Origin of the sequence: Nonomuraea zeae (assembly GCF_005889725.1) — a bacterium.
Lineage (GTDB): Bacteria > Actinomycetota > Actinomycetes > Streptosporangiales > Streptosporangiaceae > Nonomuraea > Nonomuraea zeae.
The window spans coordinates 37,687-47,866 of record NZ_VCKX01000065.1 but is presented as its reverse complement, the minus strand read 5'-3'; the positions used below and the strand labels follow the sequence as shown (position 1 = coordinate 47,866).

The following is a 10,180-nucleotide window of genomic DNA, read 5'->3' as shown; positions in this document are numbered from 1 at the left end:
AGCTGGTATGTGGAAGAGTCAGATGTGAATAAGAGACAGGGGTAAGTGTGTCTGTGTGAACGGTTTGCTACCCAGGGTGGTTTTTGGGTATATGTCGGAAAGGAGAAGTGACGGAACGTACGCGCTTGGTTTCGCGAAGTGGGGTGAAGGTCGTACCCTCCCATAGTGACCTAATGGGGGTTCTGTTACCGATGACTGACCCAACCGACACCCGCGACACTGGACCACGCGTCGGCACGCCGCTGTGGGCGTTCCTCGCGGGCATTACCGTGATCGGCTTCACCGCGCTGGTGGTGGCCATGCTCAGGCTGGACGCGGCCGGGCTGGTGGAGCTGGCCCGCACGCCGCTGTTCTGGGTGCTGGCGGTGCTGGTGATCCTGGGCGAGCTCAGGCCCGTGATGGTGTCCTCCGCGACCGCCGTGGGCGGCACCTATCCGTCCACCATGTTCACCTTCGCCGTCCTGCTGCACTTCGGGCTGCCCGTGGCGGTGCTGATGCAGGCCGTCGCCGTGGCCATGAACGGCGTGGTCACGCGTAAGTCGTGGCATCGGGTCATGTTCAACATCGCCCAGTCGACCCTCGCGCTCACCGCGGCGGCCGTCGTGCTGGGGGTGTTCAAGATCGTGCCGAGCCCCGCCCTGCCGTGGGTGCCGGGCGGAGGCGACCTGCTGGCGATCGCGCTGGCCGGGGTCGCGTACTTCGCCACCAGGGCCACCCTCGTCTGCGGCGCGGTCGCGCTGCACGAGCGGCGCTCCATCACGCGCGTGCTGAAGGCCACGGTGGGCCCCCAGAGCCTCGTGTACGCCGGGCTGCTCGGCCTGGCGCCCCTGGTCGTCGTGGTCATGAACCACTCCCCGGGCCTCGTGCCCCTCTTCGTCGCCCCCCTGGCGGCCGTCTACTTCACCGCCACGCTCTCCATGCGCCGTGACCACCAGGCCATGCACGACGAGCTGACCGGCCTGCCCAACCGCAAGATGCTCATCGTCAGCACCGAGGAGGCGCTGGCCGAGGCCCGCCAGGACGAGCGGGTCGGCCTGTTCCTGCTCGACCTCGACCGGTTCAAGGAAGTCAACGACACGATGGGACACCCGGTGGGCGACCGGCTGCTGCAGATGGTCGGGCACCGCCTCACCCATTCCGTCCGCCCGGGAGACGTCGTGGCGCGGCTGGGCGGCGACGAGTTCGCCGTGCTGCTGCCCTCGATCAGGGACACCCACGCGGCCAGGGAGGTCGCGGCCCGGTTGCGGGCGGCGCTGACGGAACCGGTGCGGCTGGAGGGCATGACCTTCGACGTGGACGGCTCCGTCGGGATCGCGCTCTACCCGGACCACGCCCCCGACTTCGAGCTGCTGCTCCAGCGCGCCGACGTGGCCATGTACCTCGCCAAGGAGGGGCGTACCGGAGTAGAGCTCTACCAGCCCGACAAAGACCGTAACTCGCCTGAACGCCTCAACCTCCTCGGCGACCTGCGCCGCGCCATCGACAACCGCGAGCTGCGGCTGCACTACCAGCCCAAGGTCAGCCTCGGCACCGGCGCCGTCCAGGGGGTCGAGGCCCTGCTGCGCTGGCGGCATCCGGTGCACGGGCCGATCGCGCCCTCGGAGTTCGTGCCGCTGGCCGAGCAGACGTACCTGATGCGGCAGCTCACCGCGTACGTGATCGAATCGGCGCTGGAGCAGGCCGCCCGCTGGTGGCACACGGGGCAGCGGGTGCAGATCTCCGTGAACATCTCCGCCCGCGACCTGCTCGACTCGGCCCTGCCCGAGCAGCTCGAAGTAGGGCTGGCCCAGTACGGCCTGCCGCCGGCGGCCATCCAGCTGGAGGTCACCGAGCGCATCCTGACCGGCGACCAGGCCTACACCCAGGAGACGATCAAGGCGCTGGCCACGCTCGGCGTCCCGCTGGCCCTGGACGACTTCGGCACCGGCTACTCCTCGCTGATCAGGCTCCAGCGGCTGGCGGTGTCCGAGGTGAAGATCGACGCCTCGTTCGTACGCAGGATCGCGGAGTCGGAGGACGACGCCCGGATCGTGCGCTCGATCGTGGACCTGGTGCGCTCGCTCGGCCTGCGTTCGGTCGCGGAGGGCGTGGAGTCGGACGAGGTGGCCATGCGGCTGGCGGAGATGGGCTGCGACGTGGGGCAGGGCTGGCTGTTCGGCGAGCCCATGCCGGCCGCCGACGCCACGATCTGGCTGCAGGACCACTCCGAGGCGTCGCCCGAGGTCGAGTTCGGCTACCGCCCCGAGGTCAGCCGCACCGCCTGATGGCAATGCCAACATCGAAACGTACTTCGTCGAAGTACGTTTCGGTAATCAGGAGGGGCGACCCTGCTTGCGAAGCCCGATCACATCTTCGCCAGGGATCTCGAGTGGCAGGCTCTGGCCAGGTTTGCCGCTCGCATCGGCCGCACTCCGCAGCTGGGCGTCGTCAGAGGGCGACGCCGCCAGGGAAAGACCTTTCTGACCGAGGCGCTCGCCCATGAGACCGGAGGGTTCTACTTCGGAGCGACGGAAGCGACAGCGGCCGAATCTCTGAGCATGTTCTCGGCAGCGCTCGCCGAGCACGTGGGAGAGCCCAATCCCGTCCGGTTCGCCACCTGGGACGAAGCGATCCGGCGCCTGTTCGCGATCAGCGCTGAGCGGCGTGACCTCATAGTGATCGACGAGTTCCCTTACCTGAGCAACGTCGCGCCCGCGTTGCCCTCCATCCTGCAGCGCGAGATCGATCGGGCGGTCTCCAGGGAAGCTCCCGTGTCCCTGCTGCTGTGCGGGTCCGCGAGATCCGTCATGGGGCGGCTGCTCGCGGGAAACGCTCCGCTGCGTGGCCGGGCGTCTATGGAGCTGGTCGCGCGTCCGTTCGACTACCGCGCGGCCGCCGAATACTGGCGCACGGAAGATCGCCGGCTCGCTGTTCAGTGAGGCCCGCTATCTCCTCGAAGAGGAAGCGGATGTGCGCGATTCCGCGCTGTATCACTCGGTCCTCGCGGCGGTGGCGATGGGAAACGGCACGAGGGGCCCGATCGCCGCCTACGTCGGGCGCAAATCGGCCGACATAGGTCACCGCCTCAACGTGCTGGAAGACAGCAGCCTTTTGCGGAGGGAGCCCGACGTCTTCCGGTCTTCGCGTTCGGTCTACCACGTCTGCGAGCCGTTGATCACCTTCTACCACGTGGTCATGCGGCCGCGCTGGGGGCTGCTGGAGGTCGGCAGGGCGGCCAACGTCTGGGAGGACGCCCGCACCAGGTTCCGCGATCAGGTGCTCGGGCCGCACTTCGAGGAGATGTGCCGCCAGTTCGCGCTGATCGAGGATCACTTCTTCGGAGAGCTGCCCGGCGAGATAGGCGCTGGGACCGTGACAGACCCGGTACGGCGGGAGCAGATCCAGATCGATGTCGTGGTCTTCGCGCCCGCCATGCCCGGCGAGCGACAGCGCATTCTGTCGCTGGGCGAGGTGAAGTGGGGCAAGACCATGGGCCCTGGTCACGTGGCCCGGCTCAGAAGGGCCAGAGACCTGCTCGACGCGAAGGGATACGACGTCAGGGACACCCTGCTGGCCTGTTACAGCGGCATGGGGTCGACGCCGCGCTGGCAGGGGAGCGCGACGTACGGACGGTGGGCCTGGGGGAGCTGTACGGATGAGGGATCATGGCTGATCGTTTCGAGCTGGTTAATGGTTCGGGCGTGCTACGTCAAGGCCCCTAGGATGGCAGTGTCCAAAGACTCCATCCACGAAACGGGTTCAACGACTCATGTCCGCCATAACCCGCGACGAGGTCGCACACCTGGCCCGATTGTCCAGGCTGGCGCTCACCGACGACGAGCTCGACCACTACGCCACCCAGCTCGATGCCATCATCGAGGCGGTCGCGAAGGTCTCCGAGGTCGCCGCCGAGGACGTGCCGCCTTCGTCGCACGCGCTTCCGCTGACCAATGTCTTCCGTGCCGACGAGGTGCGACAGTCCCTCACCCCTGAGCAGGCACTCTCCGGCGCTCCCGCCGTCGAGGACGACCGCTTCCGGGTGCCGCGCATCCTCGGGGAGGAGGCATGAGTCTGATCCGCAAGACCGCTGCCGAGCTGGGCTCGATGATCGCCGGTGGCGAGGTGTCGGCCGTCGAGGTGGCCGAGGCGCACCTCGATCGCATGACGGAGGTGGAGCCCAAGGTCAAGGCGTTCCTCCACGTCGATCGCGAGACCACGCTGGAGCAGGCGCGGGCCGTCGACGCCAGGCTCAGGGCGGGCGAGCAGCTCGGCCCGCTGGCCGGGGTGCCGATCGCCCACAAGGACATCTTCGCCACGCGCGACATGCCGACGACCGCCGCCTCCAAGATCCTTGAGGGCTGGCGGCCGCCTTACGACGCGACCGTCACCGCGCGGCTGCGCGCGGCCGGGCTGGTCATCCTGGGCAAGACGAACCTCGACGAGTTCGCCATGGGCTCCTCCACGGAAAACTCCGCCTTCGGCCCGACGCACAACCCGTGGGACCTGACGAAGGTGCCCGGCGGGTCCTCGGGTGGTTCGAGTGCCGCGGTGGCCGCCTACGAGGCGCCGCTGTCCACGGGCACCGACACGGGCGGCTCGATCCGGCAGCCGGCCTCGGTGACCGGCATCGTGGGGATGAAGCCGACCTACGGTGGCTCCTCCCGTTACGGGCTGATCGCGTTCGCGAGCTCGCTCGACACGCCCGGGCCGTTCGCGCGCAACGTGCTCGACGCGGCGCTGCTGCACGAGGTGTTCTCCGGGCACGACCCGATGGACTCCACGTCGATCGACGCGCCCGTGCCCTCCGTGGTCGAGGCCGCGAAGAACGCCGACGTGGCCGGCCTGCGGATCGGCGTCGTCAAGGAGTTCGCCGGCGAGGGCTACCAGCCGGGCGTGCTGGCCCGCTACCACGAGGCCGTCCAGCTCCTGGAGTCGCTCGGGGCCAAGGTCGTCGAGGTGTCCTGCCCGTCGTTCACGACGGCGCTGCCCGCGTATTACCTGATCGCGCCCTCGGAGGCCTCGTCGAACCTGGCCAGGTTCGACGCCATGCGCTACGGCCTGCGCGTCGGCGACGACGGCACCCGCAGCGCCGAGGAGGTCATGGCGCTGACCCGGGCGGCCGGTTTCGGTCCCGAGGTCAAGCGGCGCATCATGCTCGGCACGTACGCGCTGTCGAGCGGCTACTACGACGCCTACTACGGCCAGGCGCAGAAGGTGCGCACGGTCATCTCGCGCGAGTTCGAGGCCGCCTACCAGCAGGTCGACGTGCTGGTGTCGCCGACGACGCCCACGACGGCGTTCGCGATCGGCGAGCGGGCCGACGACCCGATGGCGATGTACCTCGCCGACCTGTGCACCATCCCGTCCAACCTGGCGGGCAACGCGGCCATGTCCGTCCCGGTCGGCCTCGCCGACGAGGACGGCCTCCCGGTCGGTCTGCAGATCATGGCGCCGGTCCTGGCCGACGACCGCTGCTACCGCGTCGGCGCCGCCGTCGAGAAGGCCCTGGAGAGCCGCTGGGGCGGCCCGTTGCTGAAGGAGGCCCCGTCGCTATGACCATGGTCTATGACGAAGCGCTCGACCGGTTCGAGCCGGTGCTCGGGCTCGAGACGCATGTCGAGCTGGGCACCAGGTCGAAGATGTTCTGCGGCTGCAAGACCACGTTCGGCGCGCCGCCCAACACGCAGGTCTGCCCGACCTGCCTGGCCTTCCCCGGCGCCCTGCCGGTGGCCAACGCCGCGGCCATCGAGTCGACCATCCGCATCGGCCTGGCGCTCAACTGCTCGATCGCCGAGTGGTGCCGCATGGCCCGGAAAAACTACTTCTATCCGGACATGCCGAAGAACTACCAGATCTCCCAGTACGACGAGCCGCTCTGCTTCGACGGCTACGTCGACGTCGAGGTCGGCGGCGAGGTCGTGCGGATCGAGATCGAGCGGGTGCACCTGGAGGAGGACACCGGCAAGTCCACCCACGTGGGCGGCGCGACCGGGCGCATCCACGGTGCCGACTACTCCATCGTCGACTACAACCGGGCCGGCATCCCGCTGGTCGAGATCGTCACCAAGCCCATCCCGGGCACCGACCGGCTCGCGCCCGAGGTGGCCAAGGCCTACGTGACCGAGCTGCGCGAGATCATGCGCTCGCTGGGCGTCTCCGACGTGCGCATGGAGGAGGGCTCGCTGCGCTGCGACGTCAACGTCTCGCTCATGCCGCGCGGATCGTCCGAGTGGGGCACCCGTACGGAGACCAAGAACGTCAACTCGCTGCGCAGCGTCGAGCGCTCCGTCCGGAGCGAGATCGAGCGGCAGGCGGCCGTCCTGGCCGAGGGCGGGAAGATCGTTCAGGAGACCCGGCACTTCCACGAGGACACCGGCACCACCACGTCCGGCAGGTCCAAGGAGGAGGCGCAGGACTACCGCTACTTCCCCGAGCCCGACCTGGTGCCGATCGCGCCCGACCCGGCGTGGGTGGCCGAGCTGAAGGCGGCGCTGCCCGAGCTGCCGTCCGTCAAGCGCAAGCGGCTGCAGGCCGAGTGGGCGCTGTCCGACCTCGACATGCAGGCCATGCACAACGCCGACGCGATCGACCTGGTCGAGGCCACGGTCGCGGCGGGCGCCCCGGCGGCCGACGCGCGCAAGTGGTGGATGGGCGAGCTGGCCCGGCGGGCCAACGAGACGGCCACCCCGCTGGCCGACCTGCCCATCACGCCCGCGCAGATCGCCCGGGTGACCGAGCTGGTGGCCTCGGGCGCGCTCAACGACAAGCTGGCGCGCGAGGTGCTCGAAGGCGTGCTGGCCGGTGAGGGCACCCCCGACGAGGTGGTCGAGCGGCGCGGGCTGCAGATCGTCAACGACGAGGGCGAGCTGTCGGCGATCATCGACCAGGTGCTGGCCGACAACGCCGACGCGGTCGAGAAGGTGCGATCCGGCAAGATCGCGGCGGCTGGTGCGCTGGTCGGCGGCGTGATGAGGGCGAGTAAGGGGAAGGCCGACGCGGCCCGCGCCCGTCAGCTCATCCTTGACAAGCTCGGCGTCAGCGAATAGCAGAGGGTCACGGGGTGACCCCGCCGATCCGGACACATCGGCGGGGTCACGCCCCAAGAACCACCCCGTCGGGATTCCCCGCGGGCACCCTCGCTAGTCGGCGCGTGACGAAGGCGTGACCCCATCGACGTCACGCCGTGCCGCGAGCCGCCTGAACACCGGCGTGAGCAGGGCGAGGCCGGCCAGCACGAGGAGCACGGCCGCGATCGGGCTGCGCACCAGCACAGTCACGTCGCCGGCGCCGATGGCCAGCGCCCGGCGGAGCTGGATCTCCGCCATCGGGCCGAGGATCATGCCGATCACCGCCGGGGCGACCGGCAGGCCGAAGCGGCGCATGGCGTAGCCGAGCAGGCCGAGGACGTACAGGACGAAGAGGTCCACGACGGTGCCGTTCAGCGCGTAGACGCCGAGGGCGGCGAACAGCACGATCCCCGCATACAGGTACGGCCGGGGGATGCGCAGCACGCGGGCCCACAGGGGCGCCAGCGGCAGGTTCAGCACCAGCAGCATCGTGTTGCCGATGAACAGCGACGCGATCATGCCCCACACCAGCGCCGGGTTGTGGTCGAAGAGCTGCGGCCCCGGCTGGAGGCCGTACTGCTGGAAGGCGGCCAGCAGGATCGCGGCCGTCGCCGACGTGGGCAGGCCGAGCGTGAGCAGCGGGACCAGGGTGCCCGCCGCCGAGGCGTTGTTGGCCGCCTCAGGGCCCGCCACGCCCTCGATGGCGCCCTTGCCGTACTCCTCGCGGGCCACGCCGCGGGCCAGCCGCTTCTCGGCCGCGTACGACAGGAACGTGGGGATCTCCGCCCCGCCCCCCGGCAGCGCGCCGAACGGGAAGCCCAGCGCGGTGCCGCGCAGCCAGGGCCCCCACGAGCGTCCCCAGTCCGCCCGGCCCATCCACGCCCGGCCGACGGGCACCACTTCGGGCGGCACGTGACGCAGCCGCGAGGCCACGTACAGGGCCTCGCCGAGGGCGAACAGGCCGACCGCGACGATCACCACGTCGATGCCGTCGAGCAGCTGCGGGATGCCCAGCGTGAGCCGCGCCTGCCCGGTCTGCTGGTCGATGCCGACGAGCCCGATCACCAGGCCGAGCCCCAGCGAGGCCAGGCCGCGCACGATCGAGCGGGACAGCACCGACGACACGGCCGTGAACGCCAGGATCGCCAGCGCGAAGTAGTCCTCGGGCCCGAAGGCGATCGCGAAGCTCACCACGGCCGGCGCCGCCACGACCAGCAGCGCGGTCGCCAGCGTGCCCGCCACGAAGGAGCCGATGGCCGCCGTGGCCAGCGCCTGGGCGGCCCGGCCGCGCCTGGCCATCTTGTTGCCCTCCAGCGCCGTGATCATCGAGGAGGACTCGCCGGGCGTGTTGAGCAGGATGGAGGTGGTCGAGCCGCCGTACATGCCGCCGTAGTAGATGCCGGCGAACATGATGAACGCGCTGGCCGGCGGCACCGTGAACGTGATCGGCAGCAGCAGCGCCACGGTCATCGCCGGCCCGATGCCGGGCAGGACGCCGACGAGGGTGCCGAGCGTGACGCCGATGAGCGCGTACAGGAGGTTGACCGGGGTGAGCGCGGAGGCGAACCCGTCGAGCAGGAGCTGGAACGACTCCACCTAGATCACTCCCGCCAGCGGCCCGCCGGGCAGCGCCACGCCGAGCCCCTTGACGAACAGCAGGTACGTGCCCAGCCCGACGGCCACGGAGATCCCGGCCGCGCGCACCTTGTGCTCGGCGCCGAGCGCCACCGACAGGCCGAAGAACAGCAGGCTGGCGCCGATGATCCAGCCCAGCACGTTCAGCAGCACGGCGAAGGCCAGGAAGATCCCGCTGACGAGCCCGACGCTGCGCCAGTCCGCGGGCGCGTCCACGTCCACGTCCTCGCTCTCCTCGGGGTCGCCGCGCCCGCCGCGCAGCACGTCGATCACGTAGCACAGGCCGATGAGCACCATGGCGCCGCCCACCAGCGTGGGGAAGAAGCGCGGCCCGATGCCGAGCTGGGAGCCCGCCGCGGAGACGTCGAGCGTCCCGACCACGACGAACCCGCCCAGCCCCAGCACCACGACCGCCAGCCCGAGCTCGGGCCGCCACCAGCGGGCCATCAGGACACGAGCCCCATCTCGGCGATGATGCCCTTGACCCGGGTCTGCTCGGCGTTCAGGAAGTCGGCGAACTGCTGCCCGGTCTGGAACGAGTCGATCCAGCCGTTCTTGGCCACCGCGTCCTTCCACGGCTGCGCGTCGTGCATCTTGGTGACCAGGTCGGTGAGCGACTTCTTGTCGGCGTCGGAGAGCCCGCCCGGGGCGACGAAGCCGCGCCAGTTGGCCAGCTCCACGTCCAGGCCGCTCTCCTTCAGGGTGGGCGCGTCCAGGCCGCTGATCCGCTGGCCGGACGTGACGCCCAGGGCGCGCAGCTTGCCCGACTTCACGTGCTCGGCGAACTCGGCCACGCCCGAGATGCCCGCGCTGACCTTGTTGCCGAGCAGCTCGTTCAGCGCCTCGCCGCCGCCCGAGTGGGCGATGTAGTTGACCTGCTTGGGGTCCACGCCCGCGGCCTTGGCCATCAGCCCGGCCACGATGTGGTCGGTGCCGCCCGCGGAGCCGCCGGAGATGGAGACCTTCGCCGGGTCGGCCTTCCAGGCCGTCACCATGTCGGCCAGCGTCTTGTACGGGGACTCCGCCGGGACGACGACGATCTCGTACTCCTCGGTCAGCTTGGCGATGGGCGTGGTCTCGGCCAGGGTGACCTTCGACTTGTTCTGCTCGATGGCGCCCACCATGACCAGGCCCATGGTCATCAGCAGGTTGCCGTTGCCCTTCTCGCCCGCGAGCTGCGCCAGCCCGATCGTGCCGCCCGCGCCCGGCACGTTGTACACCTCGACCTTGCGCTTCGGGTCGGCGGTCTTGAACGCCTGCTCCGCCGTACGGGAGGTCTGGTCCCAGCCGCCGCCGGGAGCGGCCGGCGCCATGATCCGCAGCGAGCCGGACGCGGTCGTGCCGCCGGTCTCGCCGCAGCCGGCCAGCGCGCCGAGGGAGAGTGCCGCGAGAGCGGCGAATACGCGCAAGCGCATGATCACTCCAAGGGGGGTTTCACTGTTGTCAAACCGGGATGGTGAAGTGCCGGCCCGCTCGCGTCGAGCCTTTGCGCGGTTGCC

8 protein-coding genes are annotated in these 10,180 nt (G+C 70.1%); 5 read left to right on the top strand and 3 right to left on the bottom strand.

All coding sequences use genetic code 11. The features are described 5' to 3' along the window. Window positions 1–191 precede the first annotated feature (191 nt). The 5 genes from ETD85_RS21960 (at window position 192) to gatB (ending at window position 7,025) form a co-directional block, all read left to right on the top strand. Window positions 192–2,264 (top strand): putative bifunctional diguanylate cyclase/phosphodiesterase, encoded by a 2,073-nt coding sequence (locus tag ETD85_RS21960; protein WP_138691635.1) that lies wholly within the window; start codon window positions 192–194, stop codon window positions 2,262–2,264. A gap of 63 nt (window positions 2,265–2,327) precedes the next feature. Beyond that, entirely contained in the window at window positions 2,328–2,918 is a 591-nt protein-coding gene (locus tag ETD85_RS67300) for an AAA family ATPase (protein WP_338087164.1), read from the top strand. A gap of 830 nt (window positions 2,919–3,748) precedes the next feature. Next, window positions 3,749–4,048 carry an Asp-tRNA(Asn)/Glu-tRNA(Gln) amidotransferase subunit GatC gene (gatC, locus tag ETD85_RS21950; protein ID WP_138691634.1) on the top strand — a complete coding sequence of 100 codons (300 nt, stop codon included), beginning with the start codon at window positions 3,749–3,751 and terminating at the stop codon, window positions 4,046–4,048. Then, a complete protein-coding gene (gene gatA, locus ETD85_RS21945; RefSeq protein WP_138691633.1) occupies window positions 4,045–5,535 on the top strand; it encodes an Asp-tRNA(Asn)/Glu-tRNA(Gln) amidotransferase subunit GatA in 1,491 nt (496 codons plus the stop codon). Before gatC ends, gatA begins: the two co-directional genes overlap by 4 nt. A gap of 2 nt (window positions 5,536–5,537) precedes the next feature. Continuing rightward, a complete protein-coding gene (gene gatB / locus ETD85_RS21940; protein WP_138691639.1) occupies window positions 5,538–7,025 on the top strand; it encodes an Asp-tRNA(Asn)/Glu-tRNA(Gln) amidotransferase subunit GatB in 1,488 nt (495 codons plus the stop codon). Window positions 7,026–7,118: 93 nt separating this feature from the next. On the opposite strand, the gene ETD85_RS21935 is transcribed toward gatB, so the two are convergent. From ETD85_RS21935 to ETD85_RS21925, 3 genes are read right to left on the bottom strand one after another with little or no spacing between them, the layout of a single operon-like run. Further along, window positions 7,119–8,642 (bottom strand): tripartite tricarboxylate transporter permease, encoded by a 1,524-nt coding sequence (locus ETD85_RS21935; protein ID WP_138691632.1) that lies wholly within the window; start codon window positions 8,640–8,642, stop codon window positions 7,119–7,121. Beyond that, the gene (locus ETD85_RS21930; RefSeq protein WP_138691631.1) at window positions 8,643–9,128 is read right to left on the bottom strand and encodes a tripartite tricarboxylate transporter TctB family protein; all 486 of its coding nucleotides are present in this window, start codon (window positions 9,126–9,128) and stop codon (window positions 8,643–8,645) included. Beyond that, window positions 9,128–10,096, bottom strand: coding sequence for a tripartite tricarboxylate transporter substrate binding protein (locus ETD85_RS21925; protein ID WP_138691630.1), 969 nt, complete (start codon window positions 10,094–10,096; stop codon window positions 9,128–9,130). Before ETD85_RS21925 ends, ETD85_RS21930 begins: the two co-directional genes overlap by 1 nt. Window positions 10,097–10,180 lie beyond the last annotated feature (84 nt).

Coding starts and splice junctions, on each gene's coding strand:
- gatA (WP_138691633.1), top strand. CDS start 4,045: ATGAGTCTGATCCGCAAGACCGCTGCCGAGCTGGGCTCGATGATCGCC.
- ETD85_RS21925 (WP_138691630.1), bottom strand. CDS start 10,096: ATGCGCTTGCGCGTATTCGCCGCTCTCGCGGCACTCTCCCTCGGCGCG.
- ETD85_RS21930 (WP_138691631.1), bottom strand. CDS start 9,128: ATGGCCCGCTGGTGGCGGCCCGAGCTCGGGCTGGCGGTCGTGGTGCTG.
- ETD85_RS21960 (WP_138691635.1), top strand. CDS start 192: ATGACTGACCCAACCGACACCCGCGACACTGGACCACGCGTCGGCACG.
- gatC (WP_138691634.1), top strand. CDS start 3,749: ATGTCCGCCATAACCCGCGACGAGGTCGCACACCTGGCCCGATTGTCC.
- gatB (WP_138691639.1), top strand. CDS start 5,538: ATGGTCTATGACGAAGCGCTCGACCGGTTCGAGCCGGTGCTCGGGCTC.